The organism is Microbulbifer maximicatervae (SeqCode), assembly GCF_052467325.1.
This window is the reverse complement of record NZ_CP174310.1, coordinates 5,091,067-5,114,347: the sequence shown is the minus strand read 5'-3', so window position 1 is coordinate 5,114,347 and position 23,281 is coordinate 5,091,067. Positions and strand designations below refer to the sequence as shown.

23 protein-coding genes are annotated in these 23,281 nt (G+C 48.8%); 6 read left to right on the top strand and 17 right to left on the bottom strand.

Translation table 11 applies throughout. The annotated features are described in order from the left end of the window. Positions 1 to 19 precede the first annotated feature (19 nt). From sdhA to sdhC, 3 genes are read right to left on the bottom strand one after another with little or no spacing between them, the layout of a single operon-like run. Positions 20 to 1,792, bottom strand: coding sequence for a succinate dehydrogenase flavoprotein subunit (gene sdhA, locus ACJJIE_RS22720; protein ID WP_282933823.1), 1,773 nt, complete (start codon positions 1,790 to 1,792; stop codon positions 20 to 22). A 3-nt stretch (positions 1,793 to 1,795) separates the two neighbouring features. Continuing rightward, on the bottom strand, positions 1,796 to 2,164 hold the full coding sequence (sdhD, locus tag ACJJIE_RS22715) for a succinate dehydrogenase, hydrophobic membrane anchor protein (protein WP_282933824.1): 369 nt from the start codon (positions 2,162 to 2,164) through the stop codon (positions 1,796 to 1,798). Beyond that, entirely contained in the window at positions 2,158 to 2,532 is a 375-nt protein-coding gene (sdhC, locus tag ACJJIE_RS22710; protein WP_282933825.1) for a succinate dehydrogenase, cytochrome b556 subunit, read from the bottom strand. The genes sdhD and sdhC overlap by 7 nt, the downstream gene beginning before the upstream one ends. Positions 2,533 to 2,971: 439 nt before the next feature. Between sdhC and gltA the strand changes: the two genes are divergently transcribed. From gltA to ACJJIE_RS22685, 5 genes are all read left to right on the top strand, one after another. Further along, the gene (gene gltA, locus ACJJIE_RS22705) at positions 2,972 to 4,261 is read left to right on the top strand and encodes a citrate synthase (RefSeq protein WP_282933826.1); all 1,290 of its coding nucleotides are present in this window, start codon (positions 2,972 to 2,974) and stop codon (positions 4,259 to 4,261) included. A 318-nt stretch (positions 4,262 to 4,579) separates the two neighbouring features. Then, complete coding sequence (locus ACJJIE_RS22700; protein ID WP_282933827.1) at positions 4,580 to 5,116, top strand: hemerythrin domain-containing protein; 537 nt, start codon at positions 4,580 to 4,582, stop codon at positions 5,114 to 5,116. 499 nt (positions 5,117 to 5,615) lie between these two features. After that, entirely contained in the window at positions 5,616 to 7,643 is a 2,028-nt protein-coding gene (locus tag ACJJIE_RS22695; RefSeq protein ID WP_444893056.1) for an FAD-dependent oxidoreductase, read from the top strand. After that, entirely contained in the window at positions 7,644 to 8,996 is a 1,353-nt protein-coding gene (locus ACJJIE_RS22690) for a cytochrome c3 family protein (RefSeq protein WP_444893055.1), read from the top strand. 11 nt (positions 8,997 to 9,007) lie between these two features. After that, positions 9,008 to 9,556 (top strand): Tll0287-like domain-containing protein, encoded by a 549-nt coding sequence (locus tag ACJJIE_RS22685; RefSeq protein ID WP_282933830.1) that lies wholly within the window; start codon positions 9,008 to 9,010, stop codon positions 9,554 to 9,556. Positions 9,557 to 9,928: 372 nt separating this feature from the next. On the opposite strand, the gene ACJJIE_RS22680 is transcribed toward ACJJIE_RS22685, so the two are convergent. Further along, positions 9,929 to 10,138, bottom strand: coding sequence for a DUF3820 family protein (locus ACJJIE_RS22680; protein WP_282933831.1), 210 nt, complete (start codon positions 10,136 to 10,138; stop codon positions 9,929 to 9,931). Between the two features lie 148 nt (positions 10,139 to 10,286). On the opposite strand from ACJJIE_RS22680, the gene ACJJIE_RS22675 reads away from it, so the two are divergent. Then, on the top strand, positions 10,287 to 10,556 hold the full coding sequence (locus tag ACJJIE_RS22675; protein ID WP_108734168.1) for a YMGG-like glycine zipper-containing protein: 270 nt from the start codon (positions 10,287 to 10,289) through the stop codon (positions 10,554 to 10,556). 122 nt (positions 10,557 to 10,678) lie between these two features. On the opposite strand, the gene ACJJIE_RS22670 is transcribed toward ACJJIE_RS22675, so the two are convergent. From ACJJIE_RS22670 to ACJJIE_RS22610, 13 genes are all read right to left on the bottom strand, one after another. Beyond that, on the bottom strand, positions 10,679 to 10,864 hold the full coding sequence (locus ACJJIE_RS22670) for a hypothetical protein (protein WP_282933832.1): 186 nt from the start codon (positions 10,862 to 10,864) through the stop codon (positions 10,679 to 10,681). A gap of 438 nt (positions 10,865 to 11,302) precedes the next feature. Continuing rightward, positions 11,303 to 12,148 (bottom strand): IS3 family transposase, encoded by an 846-nt coding sequence (locus ACJJIE_RS22665; protein ID WP_282933833.1) that lies wholly within the window; start codon positions 12,146 to 12,148, stop codon positions 11,303 to 11,305. 8 nt (positions 12,149 to 12,156) lie between these two features. Then, positions 12,157 to 12,465 carry a transposase gene (locus ACJJIE_RS22660; RefSeq protein WP_282933834.1) on the bottom strand — a complete coding sequence of 103 codons (309 nt, stop codon included), beginning with the start codon at positions 12,463 to 12,465 and terminating at the stop codon, positions 12,157 to 12,159. A gap of 322 nt (positions 12,466 to 12,787) precedes the next feature. Next, positions 12,788 to 13,480, bottom strand: coding sequence for a MaoC family dehydratase (locus tag ACJJIE_RS22655; RefSeq protein WP_282933835.1), 693 nt, complete (start codon positions 13,478 to 13,480; stop codon positions 12,788 to 12,790). Between the two features lie 67 nt (positions 13,481 to 13,547). Further along, entirely contained in the window at positions 13,548 to 14,261 is a 714-nt protein-coding gene (locus ACJJIE_RS22650) for a 4'-phosphopantetheinyl transferase family protein (RefSeq protein ID WP_172975418.1), read from the bottom strand. A gap of 54 nt (positions 14,262 to 14,315) precedes the next feature. Then, complete coding sequence (locus ACJJIE_RS22645; protein WP_152454482.1) at positions 14,316 to 15,503, bottom strand: hypothetical protein; 1,188 nt, start codon at positions 15,501 to 15,503, stop codon at positions 14,316 to 14,318. Between the two features lie 4 nt (positions 15,504 to 15,507). After that, complete coding sequence (locus ACJJIE_RS22640; protein WP_152454483.1) at positions 15,508 to 16,305, bottom strand: outer membrane lipoprotein-sorting protein; 798 nt, start codon at positions 16,303 to 16,305, stop codon at positions 15,508 to 15,510. Beyond that, entirely contained in the window at positions 16,295 to 18,640 is a 2,346-nt protein-coding gene (locus ACJJIE_RS22635; protein ID WP_152454484.1) for an efflux RND transporter permease subunit, read from the bottom strand. The genes ACJJIE_RS22640 and ACJJIE_RS22635 overlap by 11 nt, the downstream gene beginning before the upstream one ends. Further along, on the bottom strand, positions 18,637 to 19,704 hold the full coding sequence (locus tag ACJJIE_RS22630; RefSeq protein WP_152454485.1) for a flavin-containing monooxygenase: 1,068 nt from the start codon (positions 19,702 to 19,704) through the stop codon (positions 18,637 to 18,639). Before ACJJIE_RS22630 ends, ACJJIE_RS22635 begins: the two co-directional genes overlap by 4 nt. Continuing rightward, positions 19,704 to 19,976 (bottom strand): acyl carrier protein, encoded by a 273-nt coding sequence (locus tag ACJJIE_RS22625; protein ID WP_216646255.1) that lies wholly within the window; start codon positions 19,974 to 19,976, stop codon positions 19,704 to 19,706. The genes ACJJIE_RS22630 and ACJJIE_RS22625 overlap by 1 nt, the downstream gene beginning before the upstream one ends. Before the next feature lie 21 nt (positions 19,977 to 19,997). Further along, positions 19,998 to 21,707 (bottom strand): fatty acyl-AMP ligase, encoded by a 1,710-nt coding sequence (locus tag ACJJIE_RS22620; protein ID WP_152454486.1) that lies wholly within the window; start codon positions 21,705 to 21,707, stop codon positions 19,998 to 20,000. Between the two features lie 12 nt (positions 21,708 to 21,719). After that, on the bottom strand, positions 21,720 to 22,901 hold the full coding sequence (locus tag ACJJIE_RS22615) for a cysteine desulfurase family protein (RefSeq protein ID WP_152454487.1): 1,182 nt from the start codon (positions 22,899 to 22,901) through the stop codon (positions 21,720 to 21,722). Next, on the bottom strand, positions 22,898 to 23,278 hold the full coding sequence (locus tag ACJJIE_RS22610; protein WP_152454488.1) for an iron-sulfur cluster assembly scaffold protein: 381 nt from the start codon (positions 23,276 to 23,278) through the stop codon (positions 22,898 to 22,900). Before ACJJIE_RS22610 ends, ACJJIE_RS22615 begins: the two co-directional genes overlap by 4 nt. Between the last annotated feature and the right edge of the window lie 3 nt (positions 23,279 to 23,281).

Here is a 23,281-nt window from a genome sequence, read left to right as displayed (position 1 = left end):
ACTCTATTCCGCTCCCGAATCAGTAAGTCCGAGCTTTCGGTTCAAAGGCTTCCATAGTGTTAGGCGCGAAGTTTACTGCACGCTTGCCAACACGTTTTTCCGTAGGGAAATACATAGAGTGGCACAACCAGTTTTCATCATCGCGCTCCTGGAAGTCCTCACGGGCGTGAGCACCGCGGCTCTCAGTGCGGGTCTCTGCAGCAACTGCAGTGGCCTCGGCAACTTCCAGTAAGTTTTGCAGCTCCAGCGCTTCAACACGGGCGGTGTTAAACGCACGGCTCTTGTCTTCGAGGCGCACATTTTCAATACGCTCGCGCAGATCTGCAAGCTTCTTCACACCTTCGGCCATAAAGTCGCCGCGACGGAATACGCCGAAGTGGTTCTGCATCACGCCCTGCAGCTCTTTGCGCAGGTCGGCAGCCTTCTCACCCTTCTCATTGGTTTCCAGGTGATTCAGGCGAGCCATAGCGGCTTCGAGATCAGATTCGGAAGCTTCGCGGTGCTCGATACCTTCGCGCAGGGACTTCTCAATAAACAGGCCGGAAGCGCGACCGAATACCACCAGGTCCAGCAGGGAGTTACCACCTAAGCGGTTGGCTCCGTGTACGGACACACAGGCAACTTCGCCACAGGCGTAGAAGCCATCAACAATCTGATCGTTACCCGCAGCGTCCTGGGTCAGAGCCTGACCGTGAACGTTGGTGGGAATACCACCCATCATATAGTGACAGGTAGGTACTACCGGGATCGGCACCTTAACCGGGTCGGCGTGAGCGAAGGTCTTGGATAGTTCACAGATACCGGGCAGACGGCTGTTGAGCAGCTCTTCACCCAGGTGATCAAGCTTCAGGAATACGTGATCGCCTTCCGGGCCACAGCCGCGGCCGTCGAGAATCTCGAGAACCATAGAGCGAGCCACAACGTCGCGAGAAGCGAGGTCTTTGGCGTTGGGCGCATAGCGCTCCATAAAACGCTCACCATCTTTATTGATCAGGTAGCCACCCTCACCGCGACAACCTTCGGTCACGAGTACACCAGCACCGTAAATACCAGTGGGGTGGAACTGCCACATCTCAATATCCTGGACCGGCATGCCAGCACGCAGGGCCATACCGACACCGTCACCGGTATTGATGTGTGCGTTGGTGGTGGAAGCGAAGATACGACCGGCACCGCCGGTAGCGAATACAGTCGCTTTGGATTTGATATAAACCACTTCGCCATCTTCGATGCACATGGCGATCACACCCACAACAGCACCGTCCTGGTTCTTCACCAAGTCAATCGCAAACCATTCGTTCAGGAATTCGGTTTTGTGCTTAACGTTGTTTTGATAGAGGGTGTGCAGCAGTGCATGGCCGGTACGGTCAGCAGCAGCACAAGTACGTGCAGCCTGGCCACCGCGGCCGAAATCTTTAGACTGACCGCCGAAGGGGCGCTGATAAATACGACCTTCCTCAGTACGGGAGAAAGGCAGGCCCATGTGCTCCAGCTCAAATACCGCTTCTGGACCTACGGAACACATATATTCAATAGCGTCCTGGTCACCGATATAGTCGGAACCCTTAACGGTATCGTACATATGCCAGCGCCAATCATCGTTGGGATCTGAACTGGCAATTGCACAGGTAATGCCACCCTGGGCAGATACTGTGTGAGAACGAGTCGGGAATACCTTGGTAATAACCGCAGTTTTATAGCCGGACTGGGCCATCTGCAGGGCAGCGCGCATACCGGCACCGCCTCCACCAATTACAATCCCGTCAAATGAAATAGTACGCATGTTCGCCATTGCTTATACACCCCAAAGAATTTCAATGCCCCACACCGCGTACAACACGGCAACGGCAGCCAGAATCACTTCTACGAACAAGCGCAGAACAGTGGCTTTACCGCCCATCATCCGGTTGGTGATGTAGTCAGTTACCACGGACCAGAGGCCAATCCAGGCGTGAATAATGGTGGACAGCAAGGCAACCAGGCTGAAAACACGCATCCAGCGCTGGGCGAACAGTTCGGACCAGGCCTGGTAGCCGAAGTCCTTACTAAAAAAGATAAAACCCACTATAAAGAGGGTATAGGCGAGCAATATTACCGCAGTGACTCTCTGGTAGAGCCAATCGAAAGTACCGCTACGGCCAAAGCTTGTTACTGTTTTTACCACAACCATACTCCCGCCAGAAGAATAAGGATTACAGCCAGCACCAGCACTGACACAGCGCTGCGACGGCCGCCTTCGAGACTTTCACCTACTCCCATATCCATAAACAGATGACGAACACCTGCCAGAATGTGGTAGATAAGTGCCGCCAGCGATGCCCAGAGAATGAGCTTGGCAGGGATACTGTTAAATACCGCTGCAATTTCGGCGAATCCCTGCTCGGATTCCAAACTGACATCGAGCATCCACAGCAGTAGTGCAACAACAACGAAGAGCACTACACCGGAAATACGATGCAAAATGGAAACCACAGCGGTAGCGGGAAGCTTTATAGTGGAAATGTCTAAATTGACAGGTCTGTTTTTGTTCACAGGAAAAACACCTTGTTGCCCTGAACGACCGGGCGCCCGTTAGCTTTTCAATGGAGGGACGAGCTGCTTGCTAATTACTTTGCACTCGATCTGATTAAGCCTTATACAAAGTAGCCGTACCATGGCGCAAGCCGCGCGGATTATAGGCATTCACTAGTCAAAACACAACGAACGCCTGCGATTACACTGGGCTCCCACTACTATCACGCAGTAAATCGGGAACTGCGGGATTTCCTTAGACATTACTGTGTATTATCTAGACAAATAATCTACTAGTGCGAGGCGGAACCGGATATCCTGCCGCCAATAGACTGGCCGTCCACTCCTTTTGGTTTGACAATTTGCGGCGCGGCACTTAAGTTTGGCCCCGCTCAAAAGGCCGCCAGCACCCGAAAATAGCGGGAAAAGGCCGGCAAAAGAACATTTTTAGGAGTCCGCAATGTCCGATAAAAAAGCGCACCTCACAGTCGATGGTATCGACGGCGCTCTTGAGATGCCCGTTCGCTCCGGCACCCTCGGCCCCGATGTGATCGATGTCGGCGGTCTGACCGGCAAAGGCTTATTCACTTACGACCCGGGCTTCGTATCTACCGCCTCTTGTGATTCCAAGATCACCTTTATTGATGGCGGCAAAGGCCAACTGCTGCACCGCGGCTACCCCATCGAGCAACTGGCAGAAAAATCCGACTATCTGGAAACCTGCTACCTGCTGATGAATGGCGAACTGCCGAATGCAGAAGAAAAGAAGAAGTATGTAGACACTATTATGTCTCACACCATGGTTCATGAATCCCTGGTGAATTTCTTTAAAGGCTTCCGTTACGATGCCCACCCAATGGCAATGATGTGCGGCGTAGTGGGTGCCCTCGCCTCCTTCTATCACGACTCTTTGGATATCACCAACCCAGAGCACCGCGAGATTTCCGCCCACCGCCTGATTGCCAAGATGCCAACTCTGGCTGCCATGTGCTACAAGCACTCCCAAGGCATGCCCTTCATGTATCCGGACAATAGCCTCAGCTACTCCGAGAACTTCCTACACATGATGTTTGGCAATCCCTGTGAGCCCAGCAAGATAGACCCGATTGTCGCCAAGGCAATGGATATCATCTTCCTGCTGCACGCCGACCACGAGCAGAATGCGTCCACCTCCACTGTTCGCCTGGCCGGCTCTTCTGGCGCCAACCCCTTCGCCTGCATCTCTTCCGGCATTGCCACTTTGTGGGGACCCGCTCACGGCGGCGCTAATGAAGCGGTACTGAACATGCTGCAGGAAATTGGCGATGAAAGCCGCATAGACGAATTCGTACAGCGCGCCAAGGATAAAAATGACCCCTTCCGCCTGATGGGCTTCGGTCACCGCGTCTACAAGAACTTTGACCCTCGCTCTCGCGTAATGCAGGGCATCTGCGATGAAGTTCTGGGTGCTATGGGTGCGGAAAATGATCCTCTACTGAAGATCGCCAAGAAACTGGAGAAAATCGCCCTCGAGGACGACTACTTCGTAGAGAAGAAACTCTACCCGAATGTAGATTTTTACTCCGGCATTATTATGAAGGCTATTGGTATTCCCACCGATATGTTCACTGTAATTTTCGCCACTGGCCGCACCTCAGGCTGGATCGCACATTGGAATGAAATGATTTCCAACCCGTACAAAATTGGCCGCCCTCGCCAACTGTATACTGGCTATCCGCAGCGCGATTATGTACCGCTCGAGCAACGCTAACGCTAGCCTCCAGCAAAAAACCCGGCTACGCCGGGTTTTTTATTAGGCTGGCAGTAAAATTCCACCCAATTATTCTCAAGTTAATCAACTGCATTCCGGTAAAATTACAAAAGCAAATAGCTTAAGCGTGACACAAGTCTCACTTTGCAAATTTTACCCGCCTTTAACCCCCCATTGCGGTCAAACCCATTGTCATCCAATGTAAAATCCGCCACGCCCGCTGGGACCCAAATAGCTTTGCTTTCTTTAAGTTACCCCCAACTTCGCGGAGCGATCAGACCTCATAACAAACCTTTAAAAATTACTGGGACTAAATTCATGCTTAGCTTTATTTCTGGAATGTTCCGGAGTAACAAAACAGAAGATGCGGCGGATCTCGAAGAAAAATACACTCGCAGCTCCTATGCAGGAACTAAAGGTACCCGCACCATCTCTTATGACCCCAACTTAATCAAAGCACTCGAAGATGATCACCGTACCCTGATCAGTATTTTTCAGCGTATGTGGTCAGAAGGTTACGAGAAACAAAACTATCGCCAGTTATCGCAGCTGTTGACCCAATTTAAGTCTGGCTTTCAAGCTCACCTGATCAAGGAAAATGTACGCTTTTATGTTTATCTAGAGCAGGCCCTGGCTGGCGACGCCCACACCCTGCAGGTAGTTAAAGATTTCCGTACTGATATGAACGAGATTGCAAATGCTGTTGTGCAATTTTGTAAGCGCTACAACCATGAAGCCTTCACCTCGGAAATGGTTCGCGATTTCAAAATGGATTACCAGAAAATTGGGGAAGCTTTGACCCGTCGCACAGCCCTTGAAGAAAAAGAACTCTACGTCCTTTATCAACCCTCCTAAAAGCAACTATTAGTTTTTTTATCAGGAGTGGTGAGATATTTAACCTAGAAATGCCAGTAAGAAACAGTTCTTTACAATAGGCATACTATTTTTAAGTCCGCAGCCCACAAGGACGGGGCCGCATGCTTTTGAACTCCGAGCACCTAACCTTAGACCAAAGAGTCTCTCCTACCATCCCGCAATTTTTGCAGCTAAATAAAACTTAAAGCACCGCATTGGGGCAAAAGGCTTTCGGCCACCCCGAAAGGAAACCAAAGCTGCGCACTCAAGTTAAGTCCATTCAAATTTTCCGAACTAACCTCGCTTTACGTCCAATTCTCTATCGTCATCACTCAATCGGCACTAGACGTTTATTTAATTTTGTTTAAACATATAGGAATTAGAATTCAAAAAAACAATACAGAGTGGGATATTGGTCTAAGAAAGTTTGTAAGCTATCTGGCTAACAAGTTAAAAAATACAAAGACCGATAGAAAAACCAAAGCAGTCGGGGGGAGGTATGACTGAGCTAGACGGCACACTAGCCGAGCAACTACCAAGTGGTATTCATACCAGTGACAGTAGTTACCCAATTTATGTGATTATCGGTACGGGTCCAGTGGGTGTGCGCTGCGCACAAAAACTGCTGGAATTCTGTGACGAAGCTCAAATTGTTATCTATGGAGCGGAAACAGAATCTCCCTACAACCGAGTAAAACTTTCTCAGTATTTATCAAGCCATGTTGAGCTGGAGGAGCTTAATAACCCTATTCTCAGCCAAAGTGACCATCGGCTTGCCGAATATATTGATCGCAAAATCGTTTCGATCGATCGATCGCAAAAGACAGTTACTGATGCTGCAGGAAATGTACAGCCATATTCCAAGCTCATAATTGCTACCGGGTCAAACCCGATTATTCCAAATATTCAAGGCGCAGATCTGTCGGGTGTGTACCCTTTTCGAAGCTTGCGAAATACCAATGACCTGCTCACCTTAAGAGAGCAAAATGCTGATGTCTGTGTTATTGGTGCCGGTGCTCTGGGGCTTGAAGCTGCTACAGCATTGAAAACACCAAAAAATAATGTCACTTTGCAATCTAGAGGTCACTTACTCAGTGGCCTCTTAGGAGAGGAAGGTGAAGAGTTTCTTAAATCAGCACTCACCGCACTGGGTGTCGAGCTAAAGATATCAGACTCGCTAGAAACCATTGAGGAAAATGATAGCAAGCGCATACTCACTTTTGCCAGTGGAGAAAAACTTCCCGTTGACGCTATCGTATTGTGCACGGGAATTAAGCCGGAAATTAGCCTGGCCGAACAATGCGGTCTATCTACTGAGCGCGGAATCGTAGTCAATGAATGGATGCAAACTTCCGATCCAGATATTTATGCTGTAGGAGAGTGTGCTGAATTTGATCAAAAAGTTTACCAGCTTGTTCGGCCGGGATACGAGCAAGCAGAAAGTTGCTGTTCACATATTCACCGCAATCACAATAGAAGCCTTTCGGCTCAACCTTACTCCGGAAGTTATACCGATATCCAGCTGAAAATTGCCCATATTCCCTGCGGAATTATGGGGGAAGTAACACCGGAGAATATCGATCAGTTAGAAGGCGTAAAAAGCTACATCTATCGGAATCGCTTCAAGGGAATTTATCGGCGTTTATTTATCAAGGGCGAATATGTTGTCGGGGCCATTTATATCGGCAGCTGGGACGAAGCCAATGAATTGCGCCAGATAGTAGCACAAGAACAAAAAATTTCTCTGCGCGCACTGAAAGACTTTGAAAGCGAAGGGCGAGTATTTGCCAAAAAATCCGGCAATAGCATCAAAGATTTTCCCGATAGTTATTTGGTTTGTCAGTGCAATTCTGTCACCAAAGGGGAATTATGCAAAGCTATTTCCGACGGTAAGCGCAATTTAAATGAGTTGCAGCAGGCAACAACTGCCGGGTCAGTTTGTGGTAGTTGCCGCCCTCTAATGGCGGAACTTTTAGATACTCCAGCCCCAAACTTGGTAATGCGTCATTCAAAGGGGATATTGATCACTTCAATACTCTCACTAATTCTGATTTCGCTCGCCTTCCTGATGCCACCAACTCCGGTTTCCTCCTCGGTGCAAACGGCACTTTTCTGGGAAAAACTCTGGTATGACAATTTTTGGAAGCAGATTACGGGCTATACCATTCTTGCTATGTGCCTGTTTACTGCCGCTCTCAGTATCAGAAAACGCTGGAAGAGGCTTAGCCTTGGGCATGTCGATCACTGGCGGTATGCACACAGCGTTACAGGGTTAATCGCTCTAATTGCACTCGCTGTACATTCTGGCTTCCGCCTTGGTGAAAATCTGAACTTGGCATTAATGCTGGTATTTCTAACTGCAACCGCAACTGGCTCTCTCGTCGGCGTTTTTATGGCGCGCAACCACCATTGGACTGACCTGAAACTTCGCGAACACCGAAAATGGTGGTCCCGAGTTCACTATGCCCTGCTCTGGGCCTTACCGGTCCTTCTCGCCTACCATATTTTTGCGGTTTATTACTTCTAGATGAAATCATATCAATTTAAATTCTGGCATTACGGTGTATTGCTAACGCTGGCTATCGGCTCTGCGGTGGCATACAACCTTAATGTTGACGATAAATCTCTATTTATCAGTGGAGATGCTACGCACGGTCACCACCAGATTGAGCTGGCTTGTACTTCCTGCCATACCGATGGCTTTGCTGGTGAGGATGCTGTTCAGCAAGCTTGCCTGAATTGCCATGCGGAAGAACTGGAGCTTGTAGACGACTCACACCCCCGGCAGAAATTTTTAGATCCACGCAATGCTGTACTTCTAGAAACTCTTGACGCCCGGCTATGTGTAAGTTGTCACACTGAGCACAAACCACAGATCACCGGAGAGATGGGCGTAACCCTGGCGGGCGACTTTTGCTTTCACTGCCACAGCGATATTGCCGAAGAGCGCAGTAGTCACAAAGACCTGGGATTTGAAACCTGCGCAAGTGCGGGCTGCCACAACTATCACGATAATGGCTCGCTCTATGAAGACTTCCTTATCGCCCATGTTGATCAACCTGATCTATTGGAAACTGCAAAACTTCCCGCTCGTACAGCAGTTCAGTCCTGGCTAAATGAGCATTCAGATAAAGCCCCTTTGAAAGTTAGCGAGGCAGACATTAGCAGCTCTAGCCAGACTGCAGAAATCGCAACGGTCTGGGCACAGAGTATTCACGCACAAACAGAGGTGAACTGCAGCAGCTGTCACGTCGATGGGCAAATGCAATTCAGTAGCGTTGAGATTGTCGAGCAATGTGCTAGTTGCCACAGCGATCAAAAAGAGTCCTTCACTCAAGGAAAACATGGAATGCGCATGTCCAACAAGCTGGAAGAGGGCTTTATCCAGCAGGTCGGCGCCATCTCCCCGCAACAGGCCCGCCTTCCCATGAATAGCAGCGCAACGGATGAATTGAGCTGTGTCAGTTGTCACGGGCCCCATGAAGTAAATCTGCAATTTGCCGCTGTAGAGGCTTGCCTGGGTTGTCACAGTGACGAGCACAGTCTCTCTTACAAAGAGTCCCCTCATTTCGATACCTGGAATTCAAACCCAAAGGGTGGCGTAAGCTGTGCCAGCTGCCATTTACCACGGGAAACCCATGGCGAACAGGTTGTAGTTAACCATAATCAAAATCATAACCTTCGCCCCAATGAAAAAATGATGCCCGTTTGCCTGAGCTGTCATGGAGCCGAATTCTCCCTTGCTGCCCTGGCTGACAAAACTCTAATTAACAATAATTTCAAGCATAAACCCGCAGAGAAGCATGAAACCTTCGAGCTGATCCGCGAGCGTATTGCAAGGATTACCAAAAGCAAAAACAAGCAAAATCAATCCCAATAGGAGGGGAAAATATGCGTATTGCCGCTTGTATTATCGCTGGACTGGCACTGCTCACGGGCTGTGAGAAAAACCAGGGAGTTGCTCCGGAGCGAATGGCGGATGCCATCTTTGCCGTTATCGAGGCAGACAGGGCCAACTACACCAACAAGGTTGTAAACCGCCTGCAGAACGAGGAGAAAATCCTTGACGCTGATGAGCACTGGCAAGATAAGAAATTGCTACCACTTCCCGCGCAGATGATGCGCATGGGAGCTGAACGTGTTGCCGAAAATGAATCTGGCTTTAACTATGCCCTGCTCTCCCTGTGGCCAATCAACAAACAAAACAAACCGCGTACTGAGATGGAAAAAGAGGGCTTGCAGTACGTAATCGACAATCCAGGGAAAAACTTTTACGGCCGCGAAAAACTAGGTGATACCGAATACTTCACTGCCGTATATGCGGATGTAGGTGTTTCACCTGCTTGTGTGAGCTGTCACAACGACCACGTAGACAGCCCGCGCACTGACTTTGAGCTGGGCCACACTATGGGTGGTGTTGTTATCCGAATCCCGCTCTGATCAGTTAGTTAGTTAGTAAATAACTGCGTCCGACTTTCGGGTCGGGCAACTCTCTCACAAAATATTGCCGGCGGATATTTGTCGGTGAGAACTGAGTTTAGAATAATGTAAAAGAGTGGCGGCCGAATTCGTTTCGACCGCTCCCTCTTTTAAGCTGACTGGCTCTACTCCCGCTACTACCTCGCTGAAATCATTCAGACCAGTGGTTACCCGCTGTGGGCCTATTTCCGGGTCAGTCCAGTCTCCATTACGGCCCGCTTTTTCTTGGGCTTCGCTCCGCAAAGCACACCTAGGCATTACTATATTAATGTCAAAGTCCCGCAGAGCAAACCGACCAAGGTGATTGCAATACTGAGAAAACCTACTAAAAGGTCAGCGCAGAGGATCAATAAGCCCCTGCAACCCCTCTACTTTTATCTCTAAAGCTAATGCCATCAACTGTCCTAGACGCCCCTCTGGAAACCCCTTTTTTGCGAACCAAAGCAGGTACTCCTCAGGCAAATCTATTAAAACCCGGCCCGAGTATTTTCCAAATGGCATTTTGAGTCGAGCCAGTTCTACCAAGTCTTGTTTTTCGAACAACTTAACAACCACCTAAATATTGACAAAAAAAGGGAATGAAACTCCCAATTTGGATTTGTTGCCAGTTCATGCGGACTCTACACTGGCTCCGAAATAGTTGGCCTGCGCCGACTCTTTATACCTCAACCTTCCAGTAACAGAGGTGTCTATGCGTATCAAAGCTATCAAATATCTCAGCTTGGCCGCAGTATTGACTGCAAGCCTTGGAGGTACGGGCTGCGCCAATATGAGTGATACCGATCGCCGAATCGGCACCGGTGTCGGTATAGGCGCAGTAACAGGTGCCTTGATTAGTGGCGGGCGCCCCGGTGGCACTGCCGCAGGTGCGGTTATTGGTGCCGGTGCAGGCTACCTCTATGATAGGGAAAGAAAGCGCAGAGATTACTATCGTTATCGCGGTCGCTACTATCGTTATTAATTTACGGTTTATTTTCAGTAGCTAATTAATATAGTGCGAGTGCTATTTTATTTCAGTACTCGCACTGCTGAACCAAGTAAGGAAGTCAGCTCCCACCAAAACTGATTTCTATAAGGCAGAATTTACACAAGCTTCGTTTTCGTTTTGCCGCACCGTTCACAGCAATATTCAGTAACCAACTTTCCCTGCTTTACGTCAAACTTGCGCTCGGTGACCACTTTCCATTTATGAAAACCTTCCCTGCACAGGGTGCTGCCCTTGTGCTTTTGCCAAGCGGTTTTTCTTTTAAAAGGAATAACATCTCCCATTTGTTCTCGCACAATAAAGTTTGAACACTAATTTTATTTTGGAACAATAAAGTTTGAACACTAATCACTTCAAGAGCCTAAATGTACCTTTGGGGTATCAAACAGGTGAGATAAATGAAGAGGTAAGTTGCTTCAAATTACACACACATACCGACAATTTTATCCTAAAAAAAGAAAAAATTAGATATAGCATACCAAAAAAATCTTTATTAAAAAAATTCTTTCTATTTATTTGCTTATTGGTTGGTTACAAATCTAGCGCTCATACCTCATCATTACAAGTGAACCACCCGATCTTTGATGGAATCCATCTAGATTTGTAGCAACGCAGCCACTAATCCTCGGCAATGGAGCGCTCAGTCAGAAAGGTCAGAAATAAAAGAGTTATCTAGGTGGTAAAGACACGTTGGTCTTGCCCACAAAAAGTAGACACTCTAACTATGCGTATTTTCGCTCATACTCTGCTGGACTTACATAGCCCAATGCAGAGTGCCTACGAACTCTATTGTAGAAAATCTCAATGTATTCAAACACCTCAGATTTTGCTTGCTCTTCGCTTTCGAATGTTCCGGCATAGACCAGCTCGACTTTTAGCCTGCTAAAGAATGATTCCATTGCCGCATTATCCCAACAGTTAGCCTGGCGACTCATACTCGGCTTGCACTTGCTTTCGGACAAGAGATCCTGGTATTTCTGCGATCGATATTGCACACCCCTGTCAGAGTGAACTAGCAGTCCAGGCTTTATTGGTCGTCGCTCTAGGGCCATTTTCAATGCTCGACGTGTCAATTCATCGGTCATCTGCGAGTCGAATGCCCAACCTACAATACGTCGAGAGTACAGATCCATAACTACCGCGAGGTATAGCCACCTATCCAGAACCCAGATATACGTAATGTCACTGGTCCAGCGGCAATTTGGTCGATCCACATCAAAGCAACGCTTAAGTAAGTTGGCGGAGACGTTAATGCTCCCCTCTACGGGCTGACTATATCGAAAGCCTTTGCCGTTTCTCGCTTTAATATGTTCCTGTTGCATAAGCTTAGCGACGTAGTTCCGCGAGCATGGCTCACCTAACTCTTGAAGCTCGCAAGCAATTCTAGGCGCGCCATAACGACCTTTAAACTCAACAAACGTCTCTCGGATTTTCTCGATTGTTCGTATCTCTCTAATCGTGCGAGCAGATGGCAATCGCCCCCGCCATCGATAATAACCCGATCTTGAGACTTCTAAACACCGACACATCAAGCTAACCGGGAATGACCCTACATGCTCTTGTATCAATGCGTACTTTACTCTTGGTGGTTCGCAAAGTACGCAGCTGCCTTTTTTAGAAACTCAACCTCCTGACGAGCTTCATGCAGCTCCTTCTTGAGTTTGCGAACTTCAGCGCTTTCCTGTTTGGAATAGTCGACACCGTCTAAACTATTGAACTGCTTATCAGACAGTCGATTAAATTGACGACGCCAGTTGTAGATCTGCTGTGCGCTGACGCCTAGCTCTCGCGCCACAGAAGCCGTTGTTGCTCCAGCCTTTTCCGCTCTCTTAACTGCTTCTCTGCGGAACTCCTCCGTATACGCCTGAGTTCTTTTCTTACCCATGATACACCTCCGTGTTAGGCCTAAACCTAACTATACAGGGTGTCTACTAAACGTGGGTAAGTCTTACGTCTAACGCCGCCCCCAGCTGCATTTCCCTACTTAACCAGGGAAATTAATAAACCCCAGCCCCCATAGCCTCTGAAATTCCCTATCAGATAGCAGGAATACACCTTTCGATAATCACAGATACTCAAGGTTCATATCTCTATCCAGAGATGGCTAATTCTGCGCTCTTGCAAGAGCGATCAATCGAGAATTACTCTCCTCCCAGTTTGCCTATGATAATTAGTAAGTGCCGGGAGGGTGCGCGTGCATTTTGAATTCAGAAGTAAAGTTTCAGCACACTATCCGCAACACAAACCAGGCGACCTGAACCTTCAACCTCTACCTCAATATGATTGATCATTTCCACACTACGCTTCGATGGCACCAGGGACTTTAAAGTCGTACGAGCTCGGATACGATTGCCAGTCTTAACTGGATAAGGAAAACGCACCTGTTCAAGGCCGCAGTTTATAATCATTCTAGCTTCAGGGTAAGGCGGTTTTTCCGGATTGACAGCATCGGTGAGCTCGGGAATTAGCGATAGGACCAAAAAGCCGTGGGCAATTGTGCCTCCAAACGGCGATTCAGCCCTTGCTCGTTCTGGATCAATATGAATCCACTGGCGGTCTCCAGTTACTTCGGCAAAACTGTCAATGCGCGACTGGTCAACTACAATCCAGCGCCCAATATATATCTGCTGACCAATACGTGCTTGCCAGTCTTGGTAGAAAGCGATGGCCTTAGGGTTCTTAATGACTTGTAATTCACGATTGGTAGCAGGATCAACAACCGGCCCAGCTTTCGAAGTCCATGAATTTTTAAGCAAGTTACTGATGTAATAGGACAACTGATGCAGGTGATTATCATGGGTGCTTTTGAGGTCCAAATTGTTAATCCGAGCCCTAAGCAACCTTTCCTTTTCCCTGATGTACTCGAGCACGTCCATCATCTCATCCTGTATTAATGACATTGAAGCAGCGTAACTGGACCTAAAATTAATTTTGTGCGGCAGCTACTTCCAACTCCACGTCTTGTTTCTAAAACGCCTTGCGGCTGAGTAGGTTAAAATGGTTTGTTTCCAATCGACCCAAAGGCGACAACGCCGGCGACTCCATCGCTACACAAAGCCAATAGCGTTGCGCCAACGTGCAAAGGTTAAACCAAAAGCTCCCCATTTCTCTTACCTTACACTCAAGCCACGTGGCTGGTTGCGAGTTAAGCAAAGATACAAGATCAAACTCGATCGTAGAAAAAGGCAGTCGAAGCCCCAAACCACACACTTTGGACACAGACTCTTTAATGCACCAAACCCTTGTTAACAATTCACAGTGAGCAGTGCTTGGGATAGTCATTACCTGGTCATATTGCTCTGGACTAAGTAAATGCCTGAAATTTAGACCTGAGCCCAGTTCACGAGCAAGGGGCTCCAGATCTATACCTGGATCAACGGTAGAGCTAAGCGCAATCGCGACCACACCACTAGCATGAGAAATACTAAATTTTATTGGGGCCACACTTTGGTTTAAAACTCTAGGCCTGCCTTGCTCATCAGGGAAAATTTCCCAATCTGCCGGCAAAATACTTACGCCACTTTTAGCGGATAAAACATAACGCAATAGGTAACGACCAAGCAGAAAATGTAGGCCCGCCGCTCGATTAACAATCCCACTATATCTTTTCTGCTCAGCCTCGCTAACTGTGGTGAAGACAGTTTGCGGATCATGCTCGATTAGAGTTTCAAACTCCTTCACGGTAGCAATCCAAAGACCTATATCCCTGTTAACTCCAGTCTTCATAGGGTCCGCTCAAAAAGAATAATGCAACTTAAACTCGATAAAATCCTCATCCCGTACTGGATACAGCCAAGTATCACTGCGGCCCACATTGAGGAATAAAAACGCCCGAGTTTCGATTCTAAAATAATCGCTCAGACGGTGTTCTAAGCCTAAGTCGAGGTAGTTGCCATGACTATCGAAGTCATAACTTATGACCCCTCGAAATTCGCTGTCACCGGTATCACCGAAGCTAGCTCTAAGGCCGACAAAGAGATCGTTCTGACCTAATGTTTCAGCTTGCTCATCCCTATCGTCGATTAGATATTCGGCGATCAAGGACAGATCTTGCATACTATCCGGTAGCGAATAAATCGGGTGCTCAAGGCCAACGTTTGCAGCAAAGAAACCTTGCTCCAGTTCGCGACCAGTTTTCGCTTCCAACTTCAAGGTCGTGTCGCCGAGGAGATAAAGTGTGTCCAGTAAAAAATTCTCGGTTTCGATGTAAAAGGGAGTCAACATCGTCGCTGAAGGGCTAGGCCTTACCAGTAGTGGCGCCCGCCTAGTGCCTCTGAAGTAACCGATCCCTGTTTCTAAATCACCAGCGTAAAAATGGCCTCGCAGAGCAACATCTCCACCTCTATTCGAGCTTTCAAAAAGTGCCCGGTCCGAAATCGGTAGTCCGAATGACGGGCGCTCTGGAAATTCTCGCTCACGAAAAGTTGGCAGATAGAATATCGATAGTTCGCCGTTATCAAAACGCAGACCTAAAGATGCGAAGGTCTGCCCCATCTTTTCCTTTCCGTCGATAGCTTGGCGCAAGTCAGCCTGATTAAGTACATTGACTATATTCAGAGATTCAGAAACGCCCCAAAAGAAAGTGCTAACACCAAGATTCAGCGATAACTGATCACGGCGCCAGTGAAGGCTGGCTTGGCGGATATCGGCATAACGACGCTCCCCATCCTGCTTATCCCAGCTACCAAACAACCGCAGCTTATAGCCAGTATCACCAATATCCCCCTCAGCATTTGCTTCAATTTCCAGCCCCGGTCCGAAGCGGTAGCTATCATCAATGGCCAGCGACTCCTCTTCTGCAAATATACGAGCCGTGGCCGCGATATCAACAGAATACTTGTCAACCTTGACCTCTGCGAGGACCGGCATAATGGTAAGGCTTAGACACAGCTGCACCCAAAACGCTAAACGCAAGACCCCCATACCCTTAATCCCGGAGTGTATTGCGATGGAAATTCGCAACTGAGAGACCGGTACCAAACTCGATGCGGCTATAGCTTAAGATCGTTACGTTTCCACTCTGCTGATTATGCATAACCACCTCCATGGGCCTCCAATAACGATCGTCGTAGAGGCGAAAATCCCTTGCGGAAAAAGTCTTGAGCAGCGTTTCCTTACGGTCGAAATAGTCTATACGGAAGATACGTCGAGCACTCTGATCAACCCAGACCCGCTGCCGGCTATATGCAGAGTGAGAGTCTTCTGGCACTCGGTCAATTACGTCACAAACCAGGGCACCATCTTCGCATGATTCCTCTCTCACGTAGGTATAGCGGAAATCGTCGACCGCCTTATCAGACAAGTCCTCGAACGAAAACTCACTACCGACGAACGCACCACTCTTATTGCGAGATGAGATCCTCTTAATACGGGAATAGGCAGGCAAATATAACCACTGCTTATCGGTATCCTCTAACTGCGGATGCGTTAGAAGCGCCGTGCCCCGGATATCGGCAGGAAAATTGAAGCGGATTAACGATTTGTCTCCACCCTCGTGACTCTCAAGTGAGCTGATCTGCAGTTCACGTCGAGTTTCATCTCCGGCCCTGTTGCGTAGAATCATCGTCAATTCGGCAACACTGTCGCCGTAACCAAGATCACGGTTATCCACTGCCACTGCGACCTCCCGCCCCTTTCTAACATCGCTAGCAGCGCCTTGAACCGGCAAACCGATTAGGCCACAAAGTATTGTCACTGGAAGGAGGAGACGGTAATCAGTTCGCATTATTTAGTTCCTTGTCGGTACGAAATTGCAGGTTCGACGTACGTGTCCTGCGCATAAAGGTTAGAACCAAGGCCGGTAGTAATATCAAGTCAAACACCAATGCCAACACAATAGACATCCCCGTGAGCATACCCATCTGGGCATTTTTCTCGAACGCCGAGGTCGACAATAGAAGGAAGCCTATCACTAGCAGCATTGAGCTAATCACGATCCCACCCATAGTCTTACTAATGGTTTCGCTTACGCTATCTTCAGGACTGAGCCCCCGCTTTAGACCGTTGACATACTGATAGAGGAAGTGAACTGTATCATCGACGATTATGCCGATCGCCATTGCCGACACCCCAGCCAGCCCCATTGAGATTTGACCATTAACGAGATACCAAAATCCAAATGCTGCCGCGACTGGAAGCAGGTTTGGAACCAAGCTCAATAGACCAATATCGAGTGAGCGGAATACCAGCATCAACGTCAATGAAATCACCACAAACGCTAGCGAGGCACCTTCAAGGAGACTTACAATATTTGATTGACCAATGTGGGAAAAAATCACTGCGGGACTGCTGTGATAGATATCAATGGAGCGAGGTTGGTTTTGCAATAACCACTCTTCGACCCGTTTTTCAAAAGCAATTAAGCCCACCGAGCTTAGATTCTTTAATCGTGCAGTCAGTTTCACCGAGGATTTATTCAAATTCACCTGATGGGTCACATCACGACCAAACGGCAACGACATCTCGTATAGCAGGAACTGCTGTGCAGCGGTAATTGTATCGCCAGGTAACCGGTAAGAGTCCTCATCACCACCATTCATCAAACGGTTAAGATCCTTGATTCGGTGCAGGGGGCTTGCAGTTGTAAAAACTTCTGGCTGCTCATGTAGCCAGTCATCGAATGTATCAAGAAACTGTAAAAACTCTGGCTGAAACATACCGTTCTGCTCTGGTACCGAGAGCGAGTAATCGATTGTATAAATACCAGAAAAGTGGCGATCGATACGTTCAGAATCAGCACGGAAGGGCTGCGACTCATCAAAATAGCGGATTAAATCATCGTTTAATTGATTCAATGGACTGAGTGCAGCGACGCATAGGGACAAAGGTAGCATTAGCCACAATATCCGCTGGCGGTAAGCGATAACCCAGCCTGACAACAAAGCCATGCGATTAATCAGTCGGTTGGCACCTGTTTCCCGCGTTGAAAAACGAATACGCAGCAGAAGCTGTGGTAGAACCGTCAACGACAAAAGTAGCGAGAAGAGCACACCTAAGGCAACTATATTGCCAAGATCTCGAAACGGCGGTGAGTCACTGAAATTCATCGCCAGAAAACCGATAATAGTAGTGACATGGCTCACCGCAATCGGCTTGAGATTGCGCCGGTAGGATTGCAAGACTGCTTCTTCACGAGAAACACCACTGCGTATCTGGCGCTGAATATAGCTGAGGATGTGGATGGCCGACGCTACTATCACCGTGAACATGATGATTGGAGCCGATACTGATGGCGCAGACAATTGAATACCGAGCCAACCAGCTAGACCCAAAGACCCTAGCAGTGCCAACACTACTACCGTCAAAATAGCGCCACCTGCAGCAGGTGATCCGAGAATTAGAGCAGCGCTGACCAGCACAAAAAGGATCATCAACGGTATCAGCGTGATGAAGTCTTTTTTTGCCGCCTGGAAAAAGGCACCGTTCATCTCCACCACACCGGTGACAAAAAAACGATGATCCGGATATTCCATCTTGAATGACTTAATCAATTCATCGACAGCACCGGTAACGGCTAGCACTTCGGCCTTATGGTCTAACCCTGGCAACCGAATGGTCGCATTGATCGCGGTAAATCGTCCGTTCTTACTAACCAAATTGCCAACCAAGTCCCTCTCACTACTAGCGGCAGTTTCAATAAAGGCGATCCTTTGCGGCGTCAATTCGTCAAGCTCGTAGACGAACTCCTCAATCAAAATATCATCGTCTTCAGCAGAGCTATAGGGGAAGTTCGTTAGCGAATCTACTCGAGAGACATGGGCCGTCCGCCACAACGCGCGTGTCATTTCATGTATAAGGCTCAGAGTACGCTGGTTGTAGATGTTGTCATCCACCGGTTCAATCATGATGAACACGTTATCAGTCGTGCTATAAGTATCTTGCATCTGCTCCAAGCGCAGTAGGTCACGATCGTTATCATCGAAGAAAACGCGATAATCACTGGCCAGCCCCATCCGTTTTAGGCCAACAGCCGACATCAATGTGAGCAACAGCACCAGCGCTAATAGCCACTTACTGGCGCCAGAGCGAATGATCCAATCGGTCTTTATATTTTTGTTCAAGGTATTTCTTTCCTTTCGGATAAAAAGGCTCGCAGCGGCACCATTACTCGCTCTACATCCTTCTCAACCCCCATTACCAGCTCCGACGCTCGACAACTAAGCCATTTACGTCCCACTAAGAAAAGCCCAGGCTCTGGAGTCCTTCCATAGTTTTCAATGAAGCCCCTCTCATCGACACAGTGCGGCAACTTTAGCCAGCTCGTTCGGTCGCAATAGCCTGTTGCCCAAATCACTGTATCTATGTCATGCCAACCGACGGAGTCGAAACGGATTTGACGGCCAGAGCACTCCAAAGCACGGCCAACAATCTTTACGCCTTTAGCCTTCAGCCGTCTATTGTTGTATTCACCACAGGGGACAGGGTTACGCTTTTTTAATATCTTCGCGATGAGGCTGTTCTTATCGGCGGAAAGGATACGCAAGCGATCAAGCCACCAAAAAATATCACGTCCGAACAAACGGTTGGGAGGCAGGCCACGTGGGGAACCCGTGGCCAAAAACACATTGCAACGTCCCGCTAGCCGGTCCACGATCTGACGCCCAGTAGCACCATCCCCAATAACGGCAACAGTGTGGCCATCAGAAATGACATCGGTTGAGGCGAGACTACCGTCTAGTTGCTGCACCTCTCCAGCAAGTTGGGAACTTATCGCCGGCACCTGGGGTATCTGATTAGCACCAGTTGCATTGACGATACTGGTGGCGAGCAGAGACGTGCCGTCGGCAAGGTCGACCTGAAAACTGCCGTTCGAAAGGCGATCGAGACCAACAACTTCACAGCCTTCTCGAACCTGAAGATCAAAGTGGCCTGCATAGCTGACCAAATAATCAGCTATTTCTACTGTAGTCGGGAAGCCCTCAGGATCGCCCGGAAAGGCTAGTCCTGGCAGGGCACAGAATTGACGTGAAGTGAATAGCTTCATACCTTCGAGCCGGTTACGCCAAACGTCGCCAATACTATCCCGTTCAAGCAGAAGGTAGTTGAGATCAGCCTGCTGCAGCATTCGTGCGGTGTGAAGACCGAACTGGCCTCCACCGATAACTATGCAATCAAGTCGCGACATCAACTGCGCTCCAAAGCTGTTCTTGAAAAATTCTTTTCGAGATGTGCCACAAGAGCGTTAATCGTTGGGTAGTCGAAGGCTAGCGTCGGATCGATGTCAACAGAGAGGTGGTCCTCCACCATAGTCGATAGCTGGACATGGTCTGCCGAGTCTAGACCTAGACTTGAGAAAGAGGTGTCACTGTGCTTATCAATCGAAAATTCTGGTGTCTTAGCAGCGATAAAATCTGTGATCTGTTCCACCAGGTTTTTCATTCTAAATTCATTCGTCATCTTATATTTCCTATCAACGGTTCATGCGAGCTGCGCCTCTTCGGCTGCAATCAGATCCCTGCAGGCAGTCCTACGAACTTTGCCGCTGGTGGTTTTCGGAATACCGCCAGGCTTGACCAGCAAAAGCTGGTCGAGGGCGACATCATGTGCCAACATCACTGCCTCACGCAGCTCCTGTCGGAGTTCATCGTGGTTTCGGTTAAGAAAGGCGTGGCGGCGAATCTCAACAATGGCTGCCAGTCGGTTTTGGCCATTGCTATCCACAGTGAAAACCGAGGCTCCGTTATTGCCTGCCGCATCAGGATGGTCACTACAGGTACGTTCAATATCGTATGGATAAAGGTTGCGGCCGCGCAGGATTAACATTTCCTTAATCCGCCCGGTGATATACAACTTATTGTCACGGACGAAGCCCATGTCCCCGGTTTTGAGGTAATAATGACCGTCGCAGGGCGATATACGAGCACCGAATTGCTGCTTACTAATCTCAAGGTTGTTAAGATAACCTTGTGCTATTGAGGCACCACTAATCCATATCTCACCAATACAACCCTCATCTGCTAGCCGGCCACTCTCCGGATCAACAACCTTCAAAATCATCCTTGGCGTGATACGACCGCAGCTAACCACTTGACGCCCCTCACCAGTAGATTGCAGTCGACCAGAGTCAAATGCTGCGGGATCGAAAGCCAGGGTTTCAATGCCTACGCCTTTCGGTCCTCCAGAGACAAACAAAGTGGTTTCAGCCATGCCGTAGCAGGGAAAGAAAGCAGTAGAGGAAAAACCGTAAGGCTGGAAACGTTCAGCAAATATCCTCATAGTGTCGGCGCTGACAGGCTCAGAGCCATTCAAAGCCACCTTCCAGCAACTCAGGTCTAATCCCGATAAGTCCTCTCGCTCACCTATGAACTTGATGCAGTGCTCATAGCCAAAATTAGGTGCAGCAGAGCTATGAATTCGATAGTGAGATATCAATTCTAACCACCGGCGTGGACGCTGAACGAACTTCATCGGTGGCATGAAGACGTAGGTACCACCAAGGAACAATGGCTGCAGCATATGGCCTATCAGTCCCATATCGTGGAACTGTGGCAGCCAGCCGCCAGCAATTACACCTTCGCGGTGGCCACACGCCTGCTGGATAGCCAATTGGTTATCGATAATGTTGGCGTGACTTACCATCACACCTTTGGGTAGATCAGTAGAGCCTGAGGTGTACTGAACAAACGCCAACTCATCTGGAGCCGGAAGAGGTAACTCTACATCTTTAGCAGCACCAACCTGCTGCTCATCAATCCAGGCCTGGTCGCCCAAATTAATCGCCGGTAATTCTGCTAATTGCTCAAATAGCTGTTCACGAGTCTCAGCGGTCGTCAGAATGGCTTTGGTCTTTGCATCACCAAGAATACGAACAGTGCGCTCTAATTGCTGAGCATTGCGACTCAGGTTCAGGGGTACAGCAATGACGCCAGCCGCGAGGCAGGCGAGGAAGTTGACCACAAAATCAAGACCAGCAGGGAAAAGCAGAGCAAGCGGCTGGCCTCTATATCCGCGCTCGACTAACAGTCGGGCCCGTTCCAGTACCTGCTGATTCAGTTCACCGTAACTCAGCGATAGAGCACTATCAGGCCCATGAGGCTGGAATACGCAGGCGGTACGGCTAGGCTCATTAACCACGTGTCGGGCGAACTGATCCATGAAGCGCTGAGCTGGAAAAATCTTATCCGTCATGAGCCCAACTCCTCACCCTTTAAAGCTCATGCTTTTGAGCTGTGCCACGCACCGCTGCAATGAATCAACAAAACGATCTATATCATCAAGGCTGGTAAAGCGGCCGAAGCTAATCCTGATCGCACTTTGTATTTCTTCATCACTTAGCCCCATTCCTTGTAATACAGGCGATAGTTGACGGGTCTTGTTGTTACTGCATGCAGAGCCAATCGACACCACAATCCCATCTTTCTTTTCCATTAACAGAGCAAGCGCCTCACCCCGAATGCCTGGAATCGATAGGTTTAAGGTATTGGAAATCGCCCCCTCATAATGACTAGCACCATTGATATGTGTTTCGATAGAGGATTTGCCAAGCTGTTCGATCAAGTGCTGTTTGCACTTCAGACAGTGATGATCCCAGTACTCAAGCTCCCTGCGACATTCGTCAGCAGCCTCACCGAGTCCGGCGATAGCGACCAAATTCTCGGTACCAGAGCGCATTGCCATCTCTTGTCCACCACCATGAATCAAGGGAGATATGCGATCTATATTCTGGATATATAGGCCGCCAATACCCTTGGGACCATAGAATTTGTGTGCGGAAAAAGAAACAAAATCAGCACCTAATGCCTCGACATCAAGAGGCCGCTTACCTACTGCTTGCACTGCGTCGACATGGAACGGAATGCCTCGGGAGCGGGTCAGCCTTGCCACCTGATCCACAGGTTGAATAACGCCGGTTTCATTGTTCGCATACATCATGGAAATCAATCTGGTGTCAGGCCGGATAGCTTCAGCGACAGCCTCAAAACTGACGGCGCCACTCGGTCCCGGCTTCAAGCAGGTGACTTCGAATCCGAATTGGTGGGCGCAGTATCGGATAGTTTCTAGAACTGAAGGGTGCTCAATCGCCGTGGTTAGGATATGGCCGGCCCTACCCAGGTCGTTCATCAGGCTTCCTTTAATAGCCCAGTTATTGGCTTCAGAACCGCCGGAGGTAAAGAAAACTTTTTCCGGCGCGGTACCCAGTAGGCTAGCGACATGGGTCTTTGCTCGCTGGATTAGCTCACGATTACTGGTCGAAGGAAGCGTACGCCCCGATGGATTAGCAAAGAGCCGAAGCGCAGAGGACATAGCCGTAGCTACAGCCTCCGACACCGGGGTTGTGGCGTTGTAGTCGAAGTAACCCTCAATCGAGTGAGCATTTGTCATGGCATCACCTCCCGACAATCTTTGCCAACTAAGCTCAGCAACCTATGATGAAGCTGCTGCAAAATCTCAACACAATGGTGTTGTGATGGCTCTAGTTCACCAAGCATGCCTTCTATTTCGCTACTTGTTCTCCCGGCAAGCTGTTCCGGTGCCAACCCCTCAAGCGAGGCACAGAAAATGTTGGCCGTCGCCACCGAAGTAGCGCAGCCCCAAGCTCTAAAGCGAGCACTGTCAATCAGTCCATTGGTGATGTTGATCTGAACGCGAATCCGATCTCCACATACTGGATTGCCAATTTCATATTCGTAATTGGGTTCGTTGATATCACCGACATGAGCCGGGTCGGAAAAGTTGTCAATGATGATGTCGTTGTACATGTT

Coding starts and splice junctions, on each gene's coding strand:
- ACJJIE_RS22660 (WP_282933834.1), bottom strand. CDS start 12,465: ATGGGTAAGAAAAGAACTCAGGCGTATACGGAGGAGTTCCGCAGAGAA.
- ACJJIE_RS22640 (WP_152454483.1), bottom strand. CDS start 16,305: ATGCGAACTGATTACCGTCTCCTCCTTCCAGTGACAATACTTTGTGGC.
- ACJJIE_RS22630 (WP_152454485.1), bottom strand. CDS start 19,704: ATGTCGCGACTTGATTGCATAGTTATCGGTGGAGGCCAGTTCGGTCTT.
- ACJJIE_RS22685 (WP_282933830.1), top strand. CDS start 9,008: ATGCGTATTGCCGCTTGTATTATCGCTGGACTGGCACTGCTCACGGGC.
- ACJJIE_RS22670 (WP_282933832.1), bottom strand. CDS start 10,864: ATGGGAGATGTTATTCCTTTTAAAAGAAAAACCGCTTGGCAAAAGCAC.
- sdhA (WP_282933823.1), bottom strand. CDS start 1,792: ATGGCGAACATGCGTACTATTTCATTTGACGGGATTGTAATTGGTGGA.
- ACJJIE_RS22695 (WP_444893056.1), top strand. CDS start 5,616: ATGACTGAGCTAGACGGCACACTAGCCGAGCAACTACCAAGTGGTATT.
- ACJJIE_RS22610 (WP_152454488.1), bottom strand. CDS start 23,278: ATGTACAACGACATCATCATTGACAACTTTTCCGACCCGGCTCATGTC.
- ACJJIE_RS22700 (WP_282933827.1), top strand. CDS start 4,580: ATGCTTAGCTTTATTTCTGGAATGTTCCGGAGTAACAAAACAGAAGAT.
- ACJJIE_RS22645 (WP_152454482.1), bottom strand. CDS start 15,503: ATGGGGGTCTTGCGTTTAGCGTTTTGGGTGCAGCTGTGTCTAAGCCTT.
- ACJJIE_RS22655 (WP_282933835.1), bottom strand. CDS start 13,480: ATGTCATTAATACAGGATGAGATGATGGACGTGCTCGAGTACATCAGG.
- ACJJIE_RS22615 (WP_152454487.1), bottom strand. CDS start 22,901: ATGACAAATGCTCACTCGATTGAGGGTTACTTCGACTACAACGCCACA.
- ACJJIE_RS22620 (WP_152454486.1), bottom strand. CDS start 21,707: ATGACGGATAAGATTTTTCCAGCTCAGCGCTTCATGGATCAGTTCGCC.
- gltA (WP_282933826.1), top strand. CDS start 2,972: ATGTCCGATAAAAAAGCGCACCTCACAGTCGATGGTATCGACGGCGCT.
- ACJJIE_RS22675 (WP_108734168.1), top strand. CDS start 10,287: ATGCGTATCAAAGCTATCAAATATCTCAGCTTGGCCGCAGTATTGACT.
- ACJJIE_RS22625 (WP_216646255.1), bottom strand. CDS start 19,976: ATGACGAATGAATTTAGAATGAAAAACCTGGTGGAACAGATCACAGAT.
- ACJJIE_RS22690 (WP_444893055.1), top strand. CDS start 7,644: ATGAAATCATATCAATTTAAATTCTGGCATTACGGTGTATTGCTAACG.